Source organism: Flavobacterium mesophilum, assembly GCF_039581405.1.
In the GTDB taxonomy this organism is placed as follows: Bacteria; Bacteroidota; Bacteroidia; order Flavobacteriales; family Flavobacteriaceae; genus Flavobacterium.
Genome location: NZ_JBCPXZ010000003.1, coordinates 862069 through 885412, shown reverse-complemented (window position 1 = coordinate 885412; position 23344 = coordinate 862069). Strand labels below are relative to the sequence as shown.

Below are 23344 nucleotides of genomic sequence, written 5' to 3'. Positions count from 1 at the left end.
AATTAGATGGCAACAAATATTTCTACAATCATTTTGAATGCCCCAGTCGAAAAAGTTTGGAACGCATTAACACAACCAGAATTAGTCAAACAATGGCAATACGGAAGTGATTTGCTTACAGATTGGAAAACGGGAAGCGAAATCAGATTTAGAAATGAATGGGAAGGCCAAATTTTTGAACAATGGGGAACAGTTTTAGAAGTTGTTCCAAATCAGAAAATTAAATATTCTTTGTTTTTTCCAAGACCAGGGTTAGAAGATAAACCGGAGAATTATTTCATAATGAATTATGTTTTGACTGAAGAAAATCGGAAAACAAAACTCGAAATAATCCAAGAAGATAATCGTCCGGGCGCTGTCCAAGAAGAACCGCAAGGTGAGGATAATCCAATTCTTCAAGGTTTGAAAGCTTTAATTGAGTCTTAAAATTAGGTTCAAAGTGACAAAGGTACAAAGTGACAAAGGTTTCTCTACTTATCGAAAAAACTAAAGCACTATTTTCATAGTGCTTTTTTAATCTTTGCACCTTTGTCACTTTGTACCTTTGCCTAAATAATCAACAAGCGCATTCGATTTTTAAACCTTGCTTCTCACCTTTTGTGCCTTCGGTTGCATAGCCGTCGATTTTCCACCATTCCAATCCGCCAATTAGCTCTTTTACTTTAAAACCTAATTTCGTCATATTCAAAGCTCCCTTTGTTGAAGCGTTGCATCCAATTCCCGTGCAATATGTCACATACAAAATATCTTTGTCTAAATGCTGTGTGGTTTCTAAATTCATTTCGCGATGCGGAATGTTAATCGCATTCGGAATATGTTCTTCATCATAACCAAAAGCTCTTCTAGCATCGATTACGATTATTTTTTCGCCGTTATTTAACGCTTCAAATAAATCTGATGGATCCATTTCAAAAGCTAATTTGTTTTCATAATGTTTAATTTGTGCTTCCATGTTGTTTCGATTTTAATGTTTTACTTTTCCAAAATTAGCCGAACACCAAACACCAGAAAAACGAAAAGAATTCATCAAGAGCATTACTTTTTTTCATACAAAAGCCACTCTAAAATTTTGTTACTTTGTAGAAATACCTCTCAAAATGGAAATACGCCACTTAAAATTGATAAAAGCAATCGTCGAAGAAGGAAGCATCACCAAAGCGATTGACAAACTTCATTTGACACAATCGGCTTTGAGTCATCAGCTCAAAGAAGCCGAATATCAATTGGGAACCGCTATTTTTTTAAGAACGAATAAAAAACTGGTATTGACAAAAGCGGGCGAAAAAATCTACGAACTTGCCAATGAAATCCTAAACAAATTGGCTGAAACCGAAACTCAAATCAAACAAATGGTTTTTGGCGAACATGGCGAAATCAGAATCAGTACCGAATGTTTTTCGAGTTACCATTGGTTGCCATCAGTTTTAAAGCAATTCCATCTTTTATATCCGAATGTTGAATTGAAAATTGTAGCCGAAGCCACTCATATTCCGCTGCAAAAATTGCTGGAAAACACCATTGATATTGCCATTGTAAGCGATCAGATAAAAGACGTCAACATCAAATATCAAGAACTTTTTCAGGATGAAATGGTTATGGTTGTTTCGGAGAATCATGTTTGGGCCGATAAAAAATATGTTCTAGCCGAAGATTTCATTAACGAACATTTGATTATTCATTCGCTTCCGTTGGAAACCGTAACTATTCATCAATTTCTTTTGGCTCCAGCCAAAGTAAGCCCAAAGAAAATAACACCAATGCCCTTAACTGAAGCTTCTCTCGAAATGGTAAAAGCCGATATGGGAGTAATGTCGATGGCAAAATGGGCTTTTACTCCCTATTCAAAGACAACTTCTTTACGAGCAGTTAAAGTTGGAAAAAATGGTTTGAAAAGGAAACATTTCATCGCTACTCGTGCAAATGAAAATTATCCTGATTATTTTCATCATTTTATCAGCTTTTTACAAAACGAAATTAACTTACAATGGAATATTCAATAAGAAACTGTGAAATCACAGATTTGCCCAAACTACTAATTTTACTTCAAAAACATGCCGAATTTGAAAAAGCTGAATTTTCTCCCGAAGGAAAAGAAGAAGGCTTAAAAAACGCTTTATTTGGCCAAAATCCGAAGTTATTCTGCTTGGTTGTAGCTTCAAAAGAAACTATTGTTGGTTACACCTCTTATACTTTTGATTTTTCAACCTGGAACGCACAAAACTTTCTTTACATGGATTGTCTGTTTTTGGAAGAAGAAACAAGAGGTTTTGGAATTGGCGAAATCTTAATCGAGAAATTAAAAGAAATCGGAAAACAAAACAATTGCGTTAATATTCAGTGGCAAACGCCAGAATTCAATACAAGAGCGATTAAATTTTATAACAGAATGGGTGCAACAGGAAAAGACAAAGTACGATTTACTTTAACTTTGTGAAAAATTTAATCTCGCGAAGTCTTTTTATTTCACGCAGATTTTAAAAAGATTTAAGCAGATATACGCAGATAATTATTTCAAATAAGTTCTGTAAAAATCTGCCAAGTCTGCGTGAAACAAAACCTTTGAACCTCTGACCCTTTGTTCCTTTGACCCTCAAAAATAAAAAAATGACAAAAATAAGCATACTTGGCTGTGGCTGGCTCGGATTTCCTTTAGCAAAAACATTAATTACAAAAGGCAATTCAATAAACGGCTCAACAACTTCAGAAAATAAACTTTCAATTTTAAAAGATGCTGGAATAAATCCGTTTTTAGTGACGCTTGAAAGTGAAGGAATTTCTGAAAACATCGCTGATTTTTTAGCCGAAAGCGAAATTCTTATTATTGATATTCCACCAAAATTAAGAACAGCTGATTCTAATGCTGAGAAAAAAGCTTTTGTAGAAAAAATCAAAAACTTAATTCCGTTTATAGAAAAATCATTGGTTAAGAAAGTACTTTTTGTGAGTTCCACATCGGTTTATGGTGATGATAACGATTTGATTACAGAAGAAACCATCCCAAATCCGGAAACAGAAAGTGGCAAACAATTAGTTTTAGCCGAAAATCTTCTTCGAGAAAATCAAAACTTTGAAACCACAATTCTCCGTTTCGGTGGATTGATTGGCGAAGATCGCCATCCAGTAAAACATTTAGCTGGAAAAGAAAATCTAGAAAACCCAGATGCTCCAATCAATTTAATTCATTTAAATGATTGCATCGGAGTAATTGAAGAAATCATAAATAAGTCCAAATGGAATGCCATTTTTAACGCCGTTGCACCATTTCATCCAACAAGAGAGGCGTTTTATTCCCAAAAGGCGATTAAAATGAATTTACCAGAACCCAAATTCAGTTCTGTAAAATCAAATATCAAAAAGGTGATTTCGAGTGAAAAAATTGAAACTATTTTAAGATACAAGTTTAAACTCGACGAATATTAAACCATATAAATCATATAAGAAATTTAAGTTTAGACGTTTTGATTAAATGAACTTATATAACTTATATGGTTCAAAAAAATTCGCGAACTTTGTTTTTAAACCCAAAATTATGGAAATCGTTTACATCAATTCACCTCTCGGAATCACCAAAATTATTGGAGATGAAAATGGTATTTCGGTAATTTCTGTTTCTGATGTTGGCACAAATGAAGTTTCAGAAATCATTCCTGAAGTTTTACAAGATGCCGTTTTACAGTTAAACGAATATTTTGAAGGCAAAAGAACCGATTTTGATCTCAAACTAAATCCGCAAGGAACCGAATTTCAGCAGAAAGTTTGGAAAGCTCTATTGGAAATTCCGTACGGAAAAACCGTTAGTTATATGGATCAGACCAAAAAATTGGGGGATGTAAAAGCAATTCGTGCTGTAGCATCTGCAAATGGTAAAAATCCGCTTTGGATTGTGGTTCCGTGTCACCGTGTTATTGGCACAAACGGATCTTTAACCGGATACGCTGGCGGACTTTCTCGCAAAAAATGGCTTTTAGAACATGAATCGCCATCTCAACAACAGAGCCTGTTTTAATCGAAATTTATCAGTTTACTTAAAAAAATTATGGCAAAAGTAGTTTTGGAAGGTTGGCGAGAAGGCATAAAAGCAGTCTCATTTGTAAAGCTACAAAATGAAATATTAGGAATTGGTTTAAAAGAAAGTAAAGCTAATTTTGATAATCTGTTGGACGATATTCAAATAACTCTCGAAATTGATAATGAAAATTTAGCTCAATATTTTTTGAAAGAAGCTGACAAAATTGGGGTCATTTGTCGATTTATAAAATAAAACCCAATAATAGTAAGAATTTTACGCATATTTGTAAAACATAAATTTAAAAATCTAATATCTAAGAACTCTAAAATATGATTGAAAAAATAAACCTCAATAACATTTTATTTCTGGATATAGAAACCGTTCCTGAAGAAGAGAACTTCAATTCGCTTGACGCGGAAATGCAGTCACTTTGGGATTTAAAAACGCAATATCAGCGAAAAGATGAATTTTCTCCAGAAGAATTTTATGAACGCGCCGGAATTTGGGCTGAATTTGGAAAGATAATATGCATTTCGGTTGGTTTTTTTACCATCAAAGGAGATATTCGAAATTTTAGAGTGACTTCATTTTTTGGTGAAGAAAAGAAAATCTTAAAAGATTTTTCGAACTTGATCAACAATCATTTTAATCAGCCACAGCATTTAATGTGCGGCCATAATTCAAAAGAATTCGATATTCCGTTTATTGCTCGAAGAATGATCATCAATCAAATGCCAATTCCTGAAAAGCTGAATTTATTCGGAAAAAAACCTTGGGAGATTCCGCATTTAGACACTTTGGAATTATGGAAATTTGGCGATTATAAACATTTCACTTCTTTAAAACTGCTCACCAAGATTTTAGGAGTACCATCGCCAAAAGGCGATATTGATGGAAGCCAAGTTGCTCATGTTTTTTATGTAGAAAAAGATATAGACCGAATCATTACGTATTGCGAAAAAGATACGATTGCTGTCGCTCAGATTTTCTTGCGCTTGCGAAGAGAAGATTTGTTAATTGATGAGGAAATTATTCATGTATAATTTTGAGATGCTAAGGTGCTAAGGTTCTGAGATACTAAGTTTTTTAGCCTTAATTTTTAAATGAACTTATATCACTTATATGGTTTAAAATGACACACGAGGAAATTTCACATTACCGTTTGGTTTCGCAAAAGCTTTATAAAACAAGTTCTTGTTCTCCACAAGAAATTGTGAAGCATTTTGGTGCTATGCAGGCTCAGGATTATGCAATGGCAAAATGGGCAATTGGTTCACGTTGTAATTCCTCAGAAAAAGAGATTGAAGAAGCTATAAATTCAGGCAAAATTATCCGAACCCATATTTTGCGTCCGACTTGGCATTTTGTTTCGCCTGATGATATTTATTGGATGTTGGATCTATCGGCTCCACAAGTGAAAAGATTTACAATTTCTGCCGCTAAGAAATATGGTTTTGATGAAAAGAAATTAAATGATGCAAATTCCTTCATCGAAAAACTATTGGCAGGAAATAATCATTTGACACGCGACGAAATTATGCAGGAACTCGGCATTAAGAGAAGTTCAAGTGCCGATTTCTTAAGCGCTGCTATCATGATGAATGCTGAATTGGATGGTTTGGTTTGCAATGGAAAAATGAAAGGCAAACAAATTACGTATGCCTTGCTCGAAGAAAGAGTTTCTAAACCAAATTCTAAACTACCCAAAGAAGAAGCTTTAGCAAAACTCGCTTTGCGTTATTTTGAAAGTCACGGTCCAGCAACAGTTCTAGATTTTTCGTGGTGGTCGGGTTTTGCGCCAACAATTTGCCAAAAAGCAATTAATGCAATAGAGTTGCAATTAAACAGAACAACCATTGATAATCAGCAATATTGGTTTAAAAAAGATTTAAAAGATCAGAATAACTTCCGCGAAAGCGTGCATTTTCTACCAGCTTTTGATGAGATACTAATTTCGTATAAAACTCGTGAAGCCTCTTTTCAAACAGACCATCAAACAAAAGTTTTTACCAATAATGGCATCTTCAAACCCATAATTTTAGAAAACGGAAAAGTGATTGGAATTTGGAAAAGAACCATCAAAAAAGATCACGCGAAAATCGAAACGGAATTTTTTAAAGACTTTGAAACAGATAAAAAACAGGTTTTATTTGAAGGAATTAAATCTTTTGAAACCTATTTGGAAACCAAAGTTGTTATCGAATAGGTCAATTTTCAATTATATAATTGCTTTTAATACCAAGAATAAATGGTTTCACGTATAATCTTTATGCTTATTATTGCTAAATAATTACATTTACAAAAAAATACAATTATGGTTTTAAGCAGATTTTGGTTAGCGATTTTCATTTCTTCGATTCTTTTTATTGCAGTTAGCTTGTTCACTGCCAATACTTATACGATTGATTCTGTATTGAATGGAAAAAAAGATGACCCAATTTTGGTTTCTGAAAAATACATTGAAGAACTTCCTGCTTTCATCAAAGACAGCATTTCAAAAGCTAAAGATCAAACCATGATTATCAATCGTGACACGCTAAATGCTGACACGACATACGTTTACAAAAACAAAACTGTAAAAATCTACAGCGGTCTTCAAAAATCTGACGGCTTATTGCCAACTTGTAAAACCACTTTAGTTGATTTGATTCTGCCACTTATCGCATATTTAGCTTTTTTCTGCGGTATAATGGAACTCCTAATCATTTCTGGCGCTTCTGGAAAATTAGCTAAAGTTTTGAGTCCAGTTTTTGTGAAAGTATTTCCAAGTATTCCTAAAAATCACGCATCGATATCCTACATGACGTTAAACTTTGCTGCCAATTTTTTGGGATTAGATTCGGCCGCAACGCCTTTTGGACTAAAAGCAATGGAAAGTTTGCAAGAAATAAATCCCGAAAAAGACAAAGCGAGTGATGCACAAATTATGTTTATGTGTCTACACGCATCAGGCTTAACTTTGATCGCAACTTCGATTATTGGATATCGCGCTGCGGCAAATGCTACAAATCCAGCCGATGTAATTCTTCCTTGTGTTATTACTTCGTTTATTGGAACAATTGCAGCTTTCTTGATTGTAGGAATCAAACAAAAAATCAATTTTAAAAGTGCTTCGCTTCTAATCGGTTTAATTACCATGATTGCGGCAATTGTTGGTTTATTGATGTATGTAAATCATTTGGATTTAATTGGAAAAAATTACTTTACTTCTAATCTTTCAGGATTAATATTACTTACAATCGTTGTCTTTACGTTGATTTTCTCTTTCATGCACGAAAAGAAATTCTCAGATGCCAATACCACTGTTTTCGACACTTTTGTAGTTGGAGCAAATAATGGAGTTAAAACGGGAGTTACAATTTTCCCTTATGTCCTAGGAATGTTGGTTGCAATTTCATTATTCCGAAACAGTGGATTATTCGAAATTATTAGCGACGGAATTGCTTTTGTATTTTCAAATCTTGGCGTAAGCAAAGAAATCACAAACGCATTGCCTGTTGCTATGCTTCGTCCATTTAGCTCTGCAGGTTCAAGAGGATTTTTGATTGACTCAATGAACACTTTTGGCGCCGATTCTTTAACCGCAAGATTGAGCAGTATTTTTCAATGTAGTGCCGAGAGTACTTTTTATGTTATCGCGGTTTATTTTGGATCTGTAAACATCAAAAACACGCGTTATGCATTGGGAACAATGCTTTTAGTTGATTTGATTTGCGTGATTACAGCGATTTTTGTGGCGACCTGGTTTTTTTAGGATTGCAATGTAAGGTATATATCTGAAAATCTAATTTAAACACTTTATGAAGCTAGCCCCTTTCTTTTTTGCATTGCTCTTGACTGGATGTCAAAAAACAAAACCTACAAATACACCTTCAATTACAAAAAACGACAAATCGGTAGAAACATTGGCCGTTTCAAATGATGAAAAGATCATCAAAACAGATACAATTTCCATTGATGCAAAGGAAGTTGGGTCTTCAGATTATATTTTAGCAAATTTGGTGGATCAGCAATTAGACAAAGACAGTATTGCAACAGCAACTTTTAGACTTGATTTTTATCAGAATAAATCCAAAACCGCAACATCAAAAATTGTGATAAAAGGTTTTCAAAAAGGTTCTGAATGGATGGCTTCGTATGGATTAACGTCAGACAATTCTAAAAACTCTCCCTTTATACAAATCGCAGTTGGCTATCCTGCCTGTGGTTATGCCCAAGAAAATTATTTGTATTACTTAAAAAACAAAGAATTACAACAGATTCACCAATGGGTTTCAATGACTGACAGTGGATGGGGAAGTTGGGTTGAAATTCTAAACTCTTCAACTGAGCCTGACACAAAAACCTTTAACTTTTATTGCAAAACGGTTTCTTTCGAACCCGACGACAATGGCCCTGAAGATTCGGGAATCTTAAAATATTCCGACTCTACTTCATTTTCATTAGAGGGAAATCACTGGAAAAAGAAACTATTATCAGTAAAAGACAAAAGTTATTTTGAAAAAAAGATGACTTTTGATGAGTATCAAAATCAATAAGAAACTCTTTAAAGCGGCCTAATTCAAATTCTTTCTTAGGTAAATAATTTCTAACTTTGTAAAAAAACAAAACAATGATTGATTTTATATACCAAGATCCTTATCCAATCTTAAAGGATGAGACACAATACCGCAAAATCACTTCTGATTTTGTAAAAGTTGAAAAATTTGGAGAACGCGAAATTTTGACTGTTGATCCAAAAGGATTAGAATTATTAGCTGAAGAAGCACTTACAGATGTTTCGTTCATGTTGAGAACGACACATTTACAAAAATTAAGAAACATTCTTGACGATCCAGAAGCGACAGACAATGATCGTTTTGTAGCTTATAATTTATTGCAAAATGCATCTGTTGCGGCCGAAGGTCAATTGCCAAGTTGCCAAGACACAGGAACTGCAATTGTAATGGCTAAAAAAGGTGAAAGCATTTTCACAGGAGTTGATGATGCAGAATGGTTGAGCAAAGGAATTTTCAACACTTACCAAAAACGTAATCTACGTTATTCTCAGATTGTTCCGATTTCGATGTTTGAAGAGAAAAACTCAGGTTCAAATCTTCCAGCACAAATTGATATTTATGCTAAAAAAGGAGCTTCTTACGAGTTCTTGTTTATGGCAAAAGGTGGAGGATCTGCGAATAAAACGTATTTATACCAGCAAACAAAATCATTACTGAATGACAAATCTTTGGACGCATTTATCCGTGCAAAAATCAAAGATTTAGGAACTTCGGCTTGTCCTCCTTACCACTTGGCTTTAGTTATTGGTGGAACTTCTGCGGAAGCGAACTTAAGCGCTGTTAAAAAAGCATCTGCAGGTTATTATGATCATCTTCCAACTTCAGGAAATATGGCTGGTCAGGCGTTTCGTGATTTAGAATGGGAAGAACGCGTTCAAAAAATCTGTCAAGAAAGCGAAATTGGAGCTCAGTTTGGCGGAAAATATTTCACGCATGATGTTCGTGTTATTCGTTTGCCTCGTCACGCGGCTTCTTGTCCAGTTGGATTAGGAGTTTCATGTTCGGCAGATAGAAATATCAAAGGAAAAATTACTAAAGACGGAATCTTTGTTGAGCAATTAGAAGTAAATCCGAAGCAATTTTTACCAGAAACTGCTCCACATTTAGAAGCTCCGGTTGAAGTTGATTTAGATCAGCCTATGGCGGATATTTTGGCTAAATTGTCTCAATACCCAATCAAAACGCGTTTGAAATTAAACGGAACTGTTATTGTTGCCAGAGATATTGCGCACGCAAAAATCAAAGAATTACTAGACGCCGGAAAACCAATGCCGGAATATTTCAAAAATCACCCAGTTTACTATGCTGGTCCAGCAAAAACACCAGAAGGAATGCCTTCAGGAAGTTTTGGTCCAACAACTGCCGGACGTATGGACGTTTATGTGGATGAATTCCAAAAGAATGGCGGAAGCATGGTAATGTTAGCAAAAGGAAACCGTACCAAACAAGTTACGGATGCCTGCAATAAATACGGTGGCTTTTACTTGGGTTCTATTGGAGGTCCTGCTGCGATTTTGGCACAAGACAATATCTTGAAAGTTGAAGTTGTTGATTTTGAAGAATTAGGAATGGAAGCTGTTCGTAAAATCACTGTAAAAGATTTCCCGGCATTTATTATTACAGACGACAAAGGAAATGATTTCTTTGAAAATTTATAGTTTTTTAGGGGCTAAGGTACTGAGTTGCTAAGGTTCTAAGATAAATAAAAACCGTCCAGAGGGACGGTTTTATTTTTTATATACTTTGTCTTTAGTTTTTATGATTAAGCGCTTAATGCATTTTTCTCGAAAGCGATAAAATGGGAAACTTCGCCTTTAAAATTATAAACGGGAAAACCGCTGATATGGCAACTATAAACCTTTCCATTTTTTTTATAGTTTTCGATTGTTTTCTCAAAGGAAGTTTTAAGCTGAATCGCTTCTCTGATTTCTCGTAAAGCAGTTGGGCAAGTTTCTGGGCCCTGAAACATTTTAGGTGTATTCCCTAAAACTTCAGCTTCGGTATAACCCGTCATTCTTTTGATTTTACTGGAAGCAAAAACGATTTTTAAATTCAAATCGGTAATTACAATTACTTCGTTTTTAATGCGTTCTTCGATTTTCAAGCCTTTTTCATTCCATGAAAATTGGGCAGAAATTTGATGTACTTTTTTCAAATCAGAAGCCATGGCTTTCAATTCGTTTATATATTCATAATGAAAATCCCATGCCAAAATGGGAACTGAATATCGATAAGAAGGATCTTCAAGGTCAGCGTTTTTCATTTGGAGTAATTTAAATGAGACATCTTTTCTCTCAAAGGTAAAGCGAAAACTCCAGTTTCTATTACGGGAAACCGTATTTTTTCATATTATAACAAATCAAAAAGAAAATTTTAACTGAACAACAACAGCCTTCTTTTCCTCTGTATTTAAGTTACTTAGCGAAATTCCGAGCAATCTCACAGAATCTTTCATTCGTTCTTGGTAAAGCAATTCCTCGACAACTTCTAAAATCAAACTTTTATCAGAAATAAAATACGGAAGCGTCTTACTCCGAGTTTGTTGCGTAAAATCACTATACTTAATTTTCAGCGTAACGGTTTTACCCGAAATCTTGTGCTTTTTCAAGCGCTTTTCAAGCGATCCTGCAATTTTTTCAAGCTGTTCAAGCATGAATATCTCAGACGATAAATTAATATCGAAAGTATGTTCTGCTGCAACTGATTTTGTTATTCTATGCGGTTTTACTTCGCTATTGTGTATGCCACGCACCACTTTATAATAAAAAGCACCAGATTTTCCGAAATGCTTTTCCAAGAATTCTTCGGTTTTGCTTTTTAAATCGGCTCCTGTAAAAATTCCGAGCTGATACATTTTTTCGGTCGTCACTTTTCCGACACCATAAAACTTTCGGATTGGCAATTCTTCTAAAAAAGCTAAAATTTCATCTGGATTAACCGTTTTTTGGCCATTTGGCTTATTGACATCACTCGCAATTTTAGCCACAAATTTATTGACAGAAATTCCTGCAGATGCTGTAAGTCCGACTTCATTCAGGATTCGGAGGCGAATTTCTTGCGCCAATAAACTCGCACTTGGATTTCCTTTTTTATTATTTGTTACGTCCAGATAGGCTTCGTCAAGCGAAAGCGGTTCCACCAGATCAGTGTATTCATGAAAAATTTTATGAATTTTGGAAGATATTTCTCTGTAGCGATCAAATCTCGGACGAACAAAAATAATTTCAGGACAGTATTTTTTAGCCAAGACTCCGCTGATTGCACTTCGAACACCAAATTTTCTAGCCTCATAACTCGCTGCCGAAACTACCCCTCTATTCTCTGAACCACCAACTGCAACAGGTTTTCCGCGTAAAGCAGGATTATCCATTTGCTCTACAGAAGCATAAAAAGCATCCATGTCAATATGGATAATTTTTCGATATGTAGGCGTTTCAGACATGCTACAAATTTAAATAGGAAAGCCTGAAAATAGATACTAAAAAATCATAAAAAAAGCTGCAGTAACAAACTGCAGCTTATCACCTTTTTCAGTAAAACTTTTAAAATTCTACTCTAAAACCAATTTGGTTTGTACTAGCAACTAACGTCGTTTTTGGCGCTGGCTTATAATTAGAAGCCAAACCAGCATTGTATTTTTCAAGTGCTGCTTTGATTTTTTTTGGATATCCAATTTTTATTGGAATAGACGCGACAAGCATAGCACCTCCAATAATCGCTGCTGTCATATTTGACTTTTCAGATGGATTTGGATTATAACCTCCTGACGAAGAATTAATGTCTGTATTTGATGCGATAATCAGATTCGTAGCAACAAGTCCAAGGCCACCATAAAAAAGAACATTTCCCCATGTTTTTTTATTTCTTCCAGAATTATAAAGCGCCAAAGCTTCGGCATTTTCATTCATCAGTGCTCGAACTAAATCTGTTCTTACTTTTTCGCCTTCAGCATTGTAAACGGTACCACCACTTCCATAAGTAAGTTTTCCTTGAGCAAAACCTGCAAGCGTAAGCATTAAAAATAAAATAGTTAAATTTCTTTTCATAAATTGATTTTTGATTTTGGGTTATGTTAGTTGTTATTTGCTGAAAAAATTATCAGGTTCGCAAAGATTAACAACTAAATGATTCCAAACAAATCATTTTCTCTATTTTTGTACTCCTTACTCGAAATTTTTAAAAAATGCGAACATTTGTTATAGGCGACATACACGGAGGATTACGCGCACTTGAGCAAGTGTTGAGTAAAGCCAAAGTTACTACTGAAGATACTCTTATTTTTTTAGGCGATTATGTAGACGGCTGGAGCCAATCTGCCGAGGTAATCGATTTTTTAATTGATCTTAAAAGCAAACAGAAATGCATTTGCATCAGAGGAAATCATGATCAATTGGCCTTGGATTGGCTTGAAAACAGACATGAAGATTTTGATGAAGAAATGTGGTACAAACATGGCGGAAAAGCAACTGTTGAAGGATATTCTAAACTTTCAGAAGAAAAAAAGAAAACCCATATTGCCTTTTTAGAATCGTTAAAAGATTATTATCTGGATGATGAAAACCGTCTTTTTGTTCACGCCGGATTTACCAATTTGAATGGTGTAGTCTGGGAATATTTTCCAAAATTATTTTATTGGGACAGAACACTTTGGGAATCGGCACTAGCTTTGAACCCCGAATTAAAACCTGATGATTTATATTATCCAAAACGTTTTACCGTCTATAAAGAAATTTATATTGGACATACGCCTGTAACACGAATTGGCCAAACCGTTCCAATAAACAAAGCTTGTGTTTGGAATGTTGATACCGGCGCCGCGTTCAAAGGTCCATTGACCATCTTAAACGTGGACACCAAGGAATTCTGGCAAAGCGAACCATTAAACGAATTATATCCTGAGGAAAAAGGTAGGAATTAAAATATTAAATATACATTTGCACCGCAAAATAATTAATATTTAAGTTTTATGAAAAAAGTTATTACACTCTTGTTTTTAGTGTCATTCGGATTTGTTAATGCGCAACAAGCTTTTAAGGGCAAAGGCGATATCAAAGTAAATGTTGGTGCTAATCTACAAGATGGTGGTTCTGGAATTCAAGGTTCTGTTGATTTTGGTTTAGGAGAAAATTTCTCTTTTGGTTTTGTTTCAAATTATTTACTTGGCGTAAACAATTTCAACGGTATTTATGGTGATCACCCAACGCCATACAATGATTACAAACCAGAGTTCAAAGATCGTTTTGATGCAAAAGCAAGAATTAATGCTAACTTAAGCAGTGTTATTGGAATAGAGCAATTAGATGTTTACCCAGGTTTAAGTTTAGGTTTGAAAAATTTTGGAGGACACATTGGAGGACGCTATTTCTTCACTGAAGGATTTGGTGTTTTTACAGAAATCGGTTTCCCAATTGCAAAATACAGTGCAAATAATGATGTTTTTGATCATTTGAATAATCAAGCTACTTTTAGTTTAGGAGCTTCTTTCAACCTATAATAAATTTTAGGGACTGAGATGCTAAGGCACTAAGGTTCTAAGTTTAAAAATAAAAAACCGCCTCAATAGGCGGTTTTTCTTTTTTACTATTTCTTTTAATCACTGTGTACCTTTGGGCCTTTGTGACTTTGTCGCTCAATTAAATAACCATTTCAGGAATTTCGCCTTCAATTATCAAATCAGCTTCAGTTGAAGCGATGATGTGCTCGACCGAAACACCTGGCGCGCGTTCTAAGAGCTTAAAACCTTTTTCAGTTACTTCGAGAACCGCAAGCTCAGTTACGACCTTTTTAACGCATCCTACGCCTGTTAATGGCAAAGTACATCTTTTCAAAATTTTTGACTCTCCAGCTTTGTTTACGTGCATCATTGCCACGATGATATTTTCGGCGGAAGCCACCAAATCCATTGCGCCTCCCATTCCTTTTACCATTTTGCCTGGAATTTTCCAATTGGCAATATCTCCATTTTCAGAAACTTCCATTGCGCCCAAAATAGTTAAATCAACTTTTTGACTGCGAATCATTCCGAAACTGAAAGCCGAATCAAAGAAACTTGCTCCCGGAAGTGTCGTGATGGTTTGTTTTCCCGCATTGATAATATCGGCATCTTCTTCTCCTTCAAAAGGAAAAGGTCCCATGCCGAGAACTCCATTTTCACTTTGGAATTCAACCGCTATATCTTCTCGAACATAATTCGCAACTAAAGTCGGAATACCGATTCCAAGATTTACGAAATAACGATCTTTTACTTCTTTTGCAATTCGCTTTGCTATATCTTCTTTTGTCAACATATTTTTTAATGTGTCATTTTTTTTAATGTGCCAATTAGTCAATTTGATAATTTAGATAATTGTTTTAAAATTATCTAATTGCCCCATTTTCTAATTATCTAATTCCTTGCACGCAGGGTGCGTTGCTCAATTCTTTTCTCAAATTTTTCACCTTGAAAAATACGTTGTACCATAATTCCTGGTATATGAATTTGATTTGGATCTAAAGTTCCAACCGGAACCAGTTCTTCAACCTCAGCAATTGTTATTTTTCCCGCTCCGGCCATGCATGCATTGAAGTTTCTCGCAGTTCCTTTAAAAATTAGATTTCCAGCTTCATCGCCTTTCCATGCTTTTACAATTGCAAATTCGGCTTTGAACGCTTCTTCCATTATGTGCATTTTTCCATTGAATTCGCGGGCCTCTTTCCCTTCGGCAACTTCAGTTCCATAACCTGCTGGTGTAAAAAAGGCTGGAATTCCGGCTTGAGCTGCACGACATCTTTCTGCTAAAGTTCCTTGTGGCGTCAACTCCACTTCTAGTTCTCCAGAAAGCATTTGACGCTCGAATTCTGCATTCTCTCCCACATAAGATGAAATCATTTTTTTGATTTGCTTCTTTTGCAAAAGCAATCCTAAACCAAAATCATCTACACCTGCATTATTTGAAATGCAAGTCAAATTTGAGATTGACGTATTAACTAATGCCGCAATTGTATTTTCAGGAATTCCACATAATCCGAAACCGCCAAACATAATTGTCATACCGCTTTCGATTCCTTGGATTGCCTCCTGAACATTATTTACTTTTTTTGTTATCATAACAAAGTATCTTTATTACTGTATATTTTTGATAAAAATAAGATTTTTAGATTGAATTATATCGATTTCGTAAAAAATAAAAATTTAGCATAAAAAAAATATCCTTTTGTCCACTTCCAAGTTTAAGAAGATTCCAAAAGGATACTTTTATTTTTAGGTCGAATAAAAATTACAATTCAAATTCGTCTGTATTTTGTTCTGTTTCTGTAGTATCTTTTACAACTGCAGGTCTTTGGTAACAATCTACTTTAATAGAAAGATTAGCCGGACGTTCAAATTCTGATTTAGAAACTTGAAGTGCTTCATCAGCATAACATTTCTTCATAAAATAAGCCCAAACTGGCAATGCTGCAGTAGCTCCTTGTCCGTAAGTCAAACTTTTGAAACGAGCTGAACGATCTTCGCAACCAACCCAAACTCCTGTTACTAAGTTCGGAACCATACCCATAAACCAACCATCTGATTGGTTTTGTGTTGTTCCTGTTTTACCTGCAATCGGATTTTTGAACATATATGGATATCCTGTCCAACGATTATCTCCGCTTCCTCCACCTTGCGTTCGTAAACGCGCACCAGAACCGGTTTCGGTAACACCTTCTAATAATTTGATTACTGCAAAAGCAATATCTTTATTTAAAACATCATGAGATTCCGGAATTGGCTCATAAATAACCTCTCCACTTTTATTCTCAATACGGCTTAAAAACTGTGGTTTTACATAAACTCCTTGATTTGCGAATGTACTGTAAGCCGCAACCATATCTTCAACCGTAATATCAACCGCTCCAAGCGCAATTGAAGGCTGAACTGGAATTTCAGTTTTTACTCCTAATTTCTTTGTCAATTCAACAACTGCTTCTGGCCCTGTTCTGTCGATCAATTTAGCCGAAACTGTGTTGATTGAGTTTGCCAAACCTTGTTTTAAAGTCACCATTCCACGGTATCTGTTGTCAGAGTTTCTTGGTTCCCAATCTTCTGTTACATGGTGACGTCCTTTGTGAATCATAAAAGGACCATCTAAAATTGAATCACAAGGAGACATGTTTAATTGCTCAATTGCAGTCGCATAAACAAATGGTTTGAAAGTAGAACCCACTTGTCTCGCTCCTTGGCCTACGTGATCGTATTGGAAATATTTGTAATTGATTCCTCCCACCCAAGCTTTAATGTTACCAGTTTGTGGCTCCATTGCCATTAAACCTGATTGCAAAAAGTGTTTGTAGTAACGAATAGAATCAAGCGGTGTCATTACTGTATCGCGTTCACCTTTCCAAGTAAATACGCGCATTTTTGTTTTTACTTTGAAAGATGCAATGATATCATCTTCGCTTTTTTCCATGTCTTTCATAATTGCCCAACGATCAGAGTTTTTCATCGCCTGCATCATGATTCTATCAGTTTCTGCTTGAGTGATATTTACGAACGGCGCATTTTTATTGGTTTTCATTTCAATAAAAAACTGCTGTTGCAAGTTTTTCATGTGTTCAGAAACCGCTTCTTCTGCATAAAGTTGCATTCTTGAATCGATAGTCGTATAAATTTTCAAACCATCTTTGTAGATATCATAATCTGAACCGTCTGGCTTTTTGTTTTCAGTTACCCATTTTTTCATGTAATCACGAAGGTATTCTCTGAAATAAGTTGCCATACCTTCACGGTGGCTTTCCAATTTGAATTTTAGCGTAATTGGCAAAGCTTGTAATCTTAACTTTTCAGCAGTTGTGATCATTTTTGCTTTTTCCATCTGCGAAAGCACCACATTACGACGGTTTTTCACACCTTGCGGATTACGAACTGGATTATATAAACCTGAGTTTTTGAACATTCCTACTAAAATAGCCGATTCATCCATTGTCAAATCTTTTGGATCTTTCGAAAAATAAGTCTGCGCTGCAGAACTCACTCCAACCGAATAATTTCCGAAATCGTAGACATTGCAATACATTGCTATAATTTCATTTTTGGTATATTGTCTTTCCAAACGAATAGCAATAATCCATTCTTTTATTTTCTGAACAATCCTGAAAGGAAGAAATTTAGACCCTTCACCATGAAACAATTGTTTTGCAAGCTGTTGTGTCAAGGTACTCGCTCCTCCATTTGTTCCCAAAGTGAAAATTGCTCTTAAAGTTCCGCGACCGTCAATTCCTGAGTGTTCGTAAAAACGTGCATCTTCAGTAGCAACTAAAGCTTCCACAAGACTTTTTGGTAAATCTGAATATTTAAGCTGTGATCTGTTGGTTTTGAAATATTTACCAATTACTACTCCATCTGAAGAAATAATTTCGGTAGCTAAATTCGAATCGGGATTTTCAAGATCTTCAAAAGAAGGCATTGAGCCGAATAATCCCCAAGAGGCAAATAAAAAGAAAGCCAAAATACCCAGTAAAGTATAGGCAAAAATTCGCCAGAATTTCTTTTTATAGTAATTAATATCTTTAACGCTATTTGATTGGTTGTTTTTTTTGGCTGCCATAACTATTTCTAATCTTTTTGTTCTATTCTAAAACCTACGTCTGTAATACCTTCTAAAGCTTCAACACCAGGAATTTTGCCTGATTCTCTTACAGCTTGTTTAATGTGAACTTTATATTTTCCTTTAAATTTTACATCTTCTTTGTAATACAGCTTACTTTCTTTGATGTCTGTAAAGCCATTTCCTAATAAAGTTCCGTCTGGATTTGCCATTTGATATTCTAACGTATCGACTTTGGTAAAACCACTTGGTGTTTCAAGAGCAACAATCAAGAACAAATTATTGAAAGGGTAATTGTTGTTGTCTCTCAAATTTACAAATAAATTGTATTTTTTGGTAGAATCTAAAACTGGCAAATCAAAAGTCACCACACTGTCTTTATGCCAGGCACTTCCAACTGATTTGTATTCATCAAATACCCTTTTCTTATCACAAGAGAAAAGAAGTATTGCAGCCAACAAAAGAATTCCGCTATTTTTTATTCTCATTTTTAGTAATAATTATTGGTTTTCTAGGCTCAGCAGATTTGTTATCATTCTGTTTATTATCGTTTTGCTTGTTTTTATTCGAATGATTTTGCTTGTTGTGAGGCTTGTTCGATTTATTCGGATTTCCGCCACCTTGCTTATTATTATTGTTGTTGTTTGCTTGCTGTGGCTTATTTTGTGCTGGCGCCGCAACAGTTGCATTTTCTGCATTTTGCTTGCGTTTGCGATTTGGTTTTTTCTTTCTTTTTGGTTGGTCAAAACGAGTTAAGCTCTCTTGACCCATTGCATTATTAAAGTCTTTTTCAGGCTCTGAAGTCACTTCGATTGCAAAATCCTCTAACGAAGAAACTTTGTTTTTCTGTTTATTTTCGGCAATAATTTCTTTTACCTGATCAATTTTTAAAACATGCCAATTTGCAAAGTTGTTTGTATATGCAAACCACATTAATCCCTTAAAAATATCTTGTTTTTGGCAAACAGCATCACCCTTTTCTGTGATTAGTTTGGTATCGTAATCTGGAAAATCTTTTAAAGCATCCATGTAAGTGTCTAACTCATAGTTCAGACAGCATTTTAATTTACCACACTGTCCTGCTAATTTCTGTGGATTCAATGATAATTGCTGATAACGAGCTGCTGAAGTATTAACACTTCTAAAATCAGTCAACCAAGTAGAACAGCAAAGCTCACGTCCGCAAGAACCGACTCCACCTAAACGAGCCGCTTCCTGACGGAAACCAACTTGTTTCATTTCTACTCTAGTACTGAATTCTTTTGCAAAATCTTTAATCAACATTCTAAAATCGACACGGTCATTTGCTGTGTAATAAAATGTCGCCTTCGATCCGTCGCCTTGAAATTCAATATCAGAAATTTTCATTTCCAATTTATGCTGAATCGCCAATTCACGTGCGCGAACTTTCATTGGTTCTTCACGATCACGCGCCACAGACCAAATATCAATATCTTTTTGCGATGCTTTTCTGTAAATTTTTGGAACCTCATTACTTTCATAATTCACTCCTTTTTTCTTCATTTGAATTTTAACCAATTCTCCTGTAAGAGTCACAATTCCAATATCATGTCCTGGTGAAGCAACAGTTGCTACAATATCGCCAATACTTAAAGTTAGTTTTTCTGAATTTCTAAAAAATTCCTTACGTCCGTTTTTAAAACGAACCTCAACACAATCAAAAATAGCCTCTCCATTAGACGGGCTCATGTTTGAAAGCCAGTCAAAAACCGTCAATTTATTGCAGCTATCGGTGCCGCAAGTCCCATTATTTTTACAACCCTTTGGTGCGCCACCATCTGAGGTTGAACAACTTGTACATGCCATAATTATATATGTAGTGTTGCAAAAGCAACTTAAGTTCATAAACGTTTAATCGGTAAAGATAGTATTTTTTTTATTTTGCTCTATATGGATTAAAACTAATGGTTTGTTAAATAAAAAAAGAAATTTTCTATCTCAAAATAATTCCAAAAGGAAACTAAATTTTGTTAAGTTTACTTGTACAAAAAAACCTAACAAACCCAAAAAACGAAACTTAACCAATAATGAGCACTGAAATTTTACTAGAAGACAAAAAAAAAGAAGCAAACTATTTTAAAAATTTTAATTTTTTAAAGTTCAAAAAGATTCTATTGCCTTTGGCTATTATTATCTTACTTCTTGTCATCAAACAATTTATCATAAACAATTTCAATATTACAAAATCAGGAGGTCTTGGTTTAGCAGGTATACTTACCCCTTTTGTTGAACTTCCAATTTGGGCAAAAACCATTAATATGATTATCGACCTATTGATCATGGTGGCAATACTTTGCTGGGAAGCTGTGTACGAAAAGAAATATGACAAAATCAAAATTGTTCTGTTGTTAGGTTTACCTTCTACAGTATTCTTTATCATTAAAGCATATTCTGGTTTTTATGATTTTGTAGTTTCCAGTCCTTTTCCCTTGGCTCTAATTTCCATACTTAGCTACTTTCCTTCGTATGCATTATACGGTGCTTTTCGCGGAAAAATATTATATGGAAAAAAAATAAGCATCTTGGGATATTTGATTGGGCTGATCGCTCTTATAAACATTGATGCATTATATCAAAAACTGGTTTCAATTGTATTAATTGATGAGTTGGGCAGCTCTATTTATTCTTACGGAACTAGTATTATAATGGTTTTTATACCACTATCTTTTTTCTATTTCATATTTCTGTTAGATGCGGGATTTTCTTTCAAGAATTTTACAAAAATGCCGCCTGCTTCTTTTTTGACAAGAAATAAATTCACTTTACACTTCGTAATTTTATTTACTTTTTTGATTTCGCTCCATTTGAATTTCACAGAAAACTTTTCAGTGAGTTGGTTTACAAATATAGACGCTAGCATTTTAGATGTTTTGGGTGCTCTAAATAGTTTTATTCATGTCATTTTCCAAATTGTATTTGTCTATTTATTGTTTTCACAATTGCTGCTTTTACAATTGACCGCATTACGAAGAAGACCATTATGGATTTATCTCTTTAGTTTTGTTCCAGTAATTAATCTATTTACTTTGGTATTTTATTTCCGAAAAAGAACTCCTTTAACCAATAATGAGTTTTTAGAAATAGAATATACTGATGAACAAAACAGATCCTATCTTCAATTATTTATTTTGATATTAGTAAGCACATATGGCATTTACAAGTTTATCGGACTTGGTCTAGATCGTGAAAACTTGATTTATATAATTTCAGGATTTATAGTGTTATATATTCTAATATTATATTTCAGAATTGGCGTTTGGATTGCTTTAGCTTTATTAGGTTTAGCGACAATATTCTGTTTATATCGAGATTTGACTACTGGCCTCTATTATGCTTGTGTTTTTTCTTATGGCGCTATGGGCTTGTACAATCTTCACATTTCCATATTTTGGAAAGCCGAAGAATGGGACGAAATTCAAGAAACAATAATACCTGAAAATATTCAACAAGCCTAAAAAAGAAAAGAGTCGCAAATTGCGACTCTTTTCTTTTTTATAAATTATGATTTCTAAGTTTCCTTAACGGTAATAATTTTAACCGGACAAGCTTTTGCCGCCAATTCACAGCTTTCTACAATGGCATGATTTGGAGACTTTAAAGTAAAAAAGCCTTTTGCGTTCTGCGAATGAAGTAAAACCGATTTTCCGTCTTTTTTAGACATTTGAAAATGAACCGGATCCATTTCAACACAGTAATTACAGCCAATGCATTTGTCTCTTTGTAAAGTAATGATCACCATTATGCCTCAACAATTTTATATAGTTTGTCCGACATTCTGATTCTAAAAGGCAGTTTGAAAGTACAATCGTCTCCTTTGGTTGCTTTTTCTACCGTAAGATCGTTCACGAACATTTCGTCAATAATCATTTCTTGAGCTCCTGTACTTGGTCCAGTTACCAAAATTTTATCTCCGACTTTAATATCGTAAGCTTCTATTTTAAATTGACCAACTTCGGCTTTTGGAAAATAATGCGTTCCTTTTCCAACATAAACCTTCTTTTGAGTTGCAGCAGATCCAGGAATATCGCTCCACTCTCCTAATTCTTGCCCCAAATAATATCCTGACCAAAAACCACGATTGTAAACCGTATTTAAAGCTTCCATCCAAACTGCGGTTTTTTCTTTTGAAAAAGTTCCATCATAATAAGCATCAATTGCTTCACGGTAGGTTTTGATAACTGTTGCCACATATTCCGGCGCACGTCCGCGTCCTTCGATTTTTAAAACCTGAATTCCAGAATCAATTACCTGATCTAAAAAGTCGATTGTGCATAAATCTTTTGGCGACATCATGTACTCGTTATCCAATTCGATTTCGAAACCGGTTTCCTGATCGATAACGGTATATTTTTTTCGGCAATTTTGTTTGCAAGCACCACGATTTGCAGAGGAATTATGCGAATGCAGACTCAAATAACATTTTCCCGAAACCGCCATACACAAAGCTCCGTGGCCAAAAATTTCGATTTCTACTAAATTTCCGTTTGGACCTTTGATCTGTTCTTTTTCAATTTGCTCCGTGATTTTCTTTACTTGACGCAAACTCAACTCGCGACTTAAAACCATCGTATCGGCAAATAAACTGTAAAATTTAATGGTTTCGATATTAGTCACATTCAATTGAGTAGAAATATGAACTTCCATTCCGATTGATCTTGCCATAGCAATTACAGCTTGGTCTGATGCAATTACGGCGGTGACATTAGCTTCTTTCGCTTTATTCAACAATGCTTTTACGACCGATAGATCGTGATCGTAAATAATCGTGTTTAATGTCAAATAGCTTCGAACGTTTTTGGCTACACAGCGATTAGCGATTTCTTTTAAATCTTCGATTGTAAAATTCACTGTTGATCTTGCACGCATGTTGAGTTGTTCAACACCAAAATATACAGAATCACATCCATTATCTAAAGCTGCCTGAAGCGACTCAAAGTTCCCAGCGGGAGCCATTAGTTCTATTTTATTTGTAAGTGTCATTTTTGATTTATTATTCCGATGGCATGTTTTTCGAATTTAGCCATCTAACAATCGACAAAAATAATGTGGTATAGATTAGATTTCTATGATTTATATCATAGTCTATATTTTAAAAATTATTTGTAGTAGCATTAATAAAATAGCCCACGGTTGATACCGTGGGCTATGTACTATAAAAGAATGCGACATTGTAAATTAGCGTTTAAAAACCG

25 protein-coding genes are annotated in these 23344 nt (G+C 34.7%); 14 read left to right on the top strand and 11 right to left on the bottom strand.

The window, feature by feature from the left end:
- Positions 1-6: 6 nt before the first annotated feature.
- Positions 7-426 (top strand): SRPBCC family protein, encoded by a 420-nt coding sequence (locus AAYQ19_RS12760; protein WP_343536739.1) that lies wholly within the window; start codon positions 7-9, stop codon positions 424-426.
- 130 nt (positions 427-556) lie between these two features.
- On the opposite strand, the gene AAYQ19_RS12755 is transcribed toward AAYQ19_RS12760, so the two are convergent.
- The gene (locus tag AAYQ19_RS12755) at positions 557-952 is read right to left on the bottom strand and encodes a rhodanese-like domain-containing protein (RefSeq protein ID WP_320569224.1); all 396 of its coding nucleotides are present in this window, start codon (positions 950-952) and stop codon (positions 557-559) included.
- Between the two features lie 145 nt (positions 953-1097).
- Between AAYQ19_RS12755 and AAYQ19_RS12750 the strand changes: the two genes are divergently transcribed.
- The 10 genes from AAYQ19_RS12750 (at position 1098) to AAYQ19_RS12705 (ending at position 10226) form a co-directional block, all read left to right on the top strand.
- On the top strand, positions 1098-2000 hold the full coding sequence (locus tag AAYQ19_RS12750; RefSeq protein WP_343536737.1) for a LysR family transcriptional regulator: 903 nt from the start codon (positions 1098-1100) through the stop codon (positions 1998-2000).
- Positions 1985-2434 (top strand): GNAT family N-acetyltransferase, encoded by a 450-nt coding sequence (locus AAYQ19_RS12745; protein WP_343536736.1) that lies wholly within the window; start codon positions 1985-1987, stop codon positions 2432-2434. The genes AAYQ19_RS12750 and AAYQ19_RS12745 overlap by 16 nt, the downstream gene beginning before the upstream one ends.
- 170 nt (positions 2435-2604) lie before the next feature.
- Positions 2605-3420: a Rossmann-fold NAD(P)-binding domain-containing protein gene (locus AAYQ19_RS12740; RefSeq protein ID WP_343536735.1), complete on the top strand. Its 816-nt coding sequence runs from the start codon at positions 2605-2607 to the stop codon at positions 3418-3420.
- A 109-nt stretch (positions 3421-3529) separates the two neighbouring features.
- Positions 3530-4006 (top strand): methylated-DNA--[protein]-cysteine S-methyltransferase, encoded by a 477-nt coding sequence (locus tag AAYQ19_RS12735; protein ID WP_343536734.1) that lies wholly within the window; start codon positions 3530-3532, stop codon positions 4004-4006.
- A gap of 30 nt (positions 4007-4036) precedes the next feature.
- On the top strand, positions 4037-4261 hold the full coding sequence (locus AAYQ19_RS12730; protein ID WP_343536733.1) for a hypothetical protein: 225 nt from the start codon (positions 4037-4039) through the stop codon (positions 4259-4261).
- A 77-nt stretch (positions 4262-4338) separates the two neighbouring features.
- Complete coding sequence (locus AAYQ19_RS12725) at positions 4339-5052, top strand: 3'-5' exonuclease (protein WP_343536732.1); 714 nt, start codon at positions 4339-4341, stop codon at positions 5050-5052.
- Positions 5053-5141: 89 nt separating this feature from the next.
- The gene (locus AAYQ19_RS12720; RefSeq protein WP_343536731.1) at positions 5142-6215 is read left to right on the top strand and encodes a winged helix DNA-binding domain-containing protein; all 1074 of its coding nucleotides are present in this window, start codon (positions 5142-5144) and stop codon (positions 6213-6215) included.
- A gap of 108 nt (positions 6216-6323) precedes the next feature.
- A complete protein-coding gene (locus tag AAYQ19_RS12715; protein ID WP_343536730.1) occupies positions 6324-7763 on the top strand; it encodes a spore maturation protein in 1440 nt (479 codons plus the stop codon).
- A gap of 46 nt (positions 7764-7809) precedes the next feature.
- On the top strand, positions 7810-8547 hold the full coding sequence (locus AAYQ19_RS12710) for a hypothetical protein (RefSeq protein ID WP_343536729.1): 738 nt from the start codon (positions 7810-7812) through the stop codon (positions 8545-8547).
- A 74-nt stretch (positions 8548-8621) separates the two neighbouring features.
- On the top strand, positions 8622-10226 hold the full coding sequence (locus AAYQ19_RS12705; RefSeq protein WP_035108271.1) for a fumarate hydratase: 1605 nt from the start codon (positions 8622-8624) through the stop codon (positions 10224-10226).
- A gap of 104 nt (positions 10227-10330) precedes the next feature.
- On the opposite strand, the gene AAYQ19_RS12700 is transcribed toward AAYQ19_RS12705, so the two are convergent.
- From AAYQ19_RS12700 to AAYQ19_RS12690, 3 genes are all read right to left on the bottom strand, one after another.
- Positions 10331-10831: a PAS domain-containing protein gene (locus AAYQ19_RS12700; protein ID WP_343536726.1), complete on the bottom strand. Its 501-nt coding sequence runs from the start codon at positions 10829-10831 to the stop codon at positions 10331-10333.
- A 96-nt stretch (positions 10832-10927) separates the two neighbouring features.
- Complete coding sequence (gene dinB / locus AAYQ19_RS12695) at positions 10928-12010, bottom strand: DNA polymerase IV (protein ID WP_343536725.1); 1083 nt, start codon at positions 12008-12010, stop codon at positions 10928-10930.
- Positions 12011-12110: 100 nt separating this feature from the next.
- On the bottom strand, positions 12111-12614 hold the full coding sequence (locus AAYQ19_RS12690) for a hypothetical protein (RefSeq protein WP_343536724.1): 504 nt from the start codon (positions 12612-12614) through the stop codon (positions 12111-12113).
- Positions 12615-12751: 137 nt separating this feature from the next.
- Here AAYQ19_RS12690 and AAYQ19_RS12685 point away from each other — a divergent pair, with 137 nt between their 5' ends.
- Positions 12752-13486: a metallophosphoesterase family protein gene (locus tag AAYQ19_RS12685; protein ID WP_343536723.1), complete on the top strand. Its 735-nt coding sequence runs from the start codon at positions 12752-12754 to the stop codon at positions 13484-13486.
- Positions 13487-13534: 48 nt separating this feature from the next.
- Positions 13535-14062 (top strand): DUF6646 family protein, encoded by a 528-nt coding sequence (locus tag AAYQ19_RS12680; RefSeq protein WP_343536722.1) that lies wholly within the window; start codon positions 13535-13537, stop codon positions 14060-14062.
- 139 nt (positions 14063-14201) lie between these two features.
- On the opposite strand, the gene AAYQ19_RS12675 is transcribed toward AAYQ19_RS12680, so the two are convergent.
- The 5 genes from AAYQ19_RS12675 to AAYQ19_RS12655 form a co-directional block, all read right to left on the bottom strand.
- Positions 14202-14855, bottom strand: a complete 654-nt coding sequence (locus AAYQ19_RS12675) for a CoA transferase subunit B (RefSeq protein ID WP_343536721.1) — start codon at positions 14853-14855, stop codon at positions 14202-14204.
- A 98-nt stretch (positions 14856-14953) separates the two neighbouring features.
- Entirely contained in the window at positions 14954-15655 is a 702-nt protein-coding gene (locus AAYQ19_RS12670; protein WP_343536720.1) for a CoA transferase subunit A, read from the bottom strand.
- A gap of 169 nt (positions 15656-15824) precedes the next feature.
- A complete protein-coding gene (locus AAYQ19_RS12665; protein ID WP_343536719.1) occupies positions 15825-18131 on the bottom strand; it encodes a penicillin-binding protein 1A in 2307 nt (768 codons plus the stop codon).
- An 8-nt stretch (positions 18132-18139) separates the two neighbouring features.
- Positions 18140-18619: a gliding motility lipoprotein GldH gene (locus tag AAYQ19_RS12660; protein WP_343536717.1), complete on the bottom strand. Its 480-nt coding sequence runs from the start codon at positions 18617-18619 to the stop codon at positions 18140-18142.
- On the bottom strand, positions 18603-19958 hold the full coding sequence (locus AAYQ19_RS12655; RefSeq protein ID WP_343536716.1) for a PSP1 domain-containing protein: 1356 nt from the start codon (positions 19956-19958) through the stop codon (positions 18603-18605). The genes AAYQ19_RS12660 and AAYQ19_RS12655 overlap by 17 nt, the downstream gene beginning before the upstream one ends.
- A 221-nt stretch (positions 19959-20179) precedes the next feature.
- Between AAYQ19_RS12655 and AAYQ19_RS12650 the strand changes: the two genes are divergently transcribed.
- The gene (locus AAYQ19_RS12650; RefSeq protein ID WP_343536715.1) at positions 20180-21607 is read left to right on the top strand and encodes a hypothetical protein; all 1428 of its coding nucleotides are present in this window, start codon (positions 20180-20182) and stop codon (positions 21605-21607) included.
- Between the two features lie 53 nt (positions 21608-21660).
- On the opposite strand, the gene AAYQ19_RS12645 is transcribed toward AAYQ19_RS12650, so the two are convergent.
- Positions 21661-21891 (bottom strand): ferredoxin, encoded by a 231-nt coding sequence (locus AAYQ19_RS12645; RefSeq protein WP_039118414.1) that lies wholly within the window; start codon positions 21889-21891, stop codon positions 21661-21663.
- Complete coding sequence (locus AAYQ19_RS12640) at positions 21891-23132, bottom strand: peptidase U32 family protein (RefSeq protein WP_343536713.1); 1242 nt, start codon at positions 23130-23132, stop codon at positions 21891-21893. The genes AAYQ19_RS12645 and AAYQ19_RS12640 overlap by 1 nt, the downstream gene beginning before the upstream one ends.
- Positions 23133-23344 lie beyond the last annotated feature (212 nt).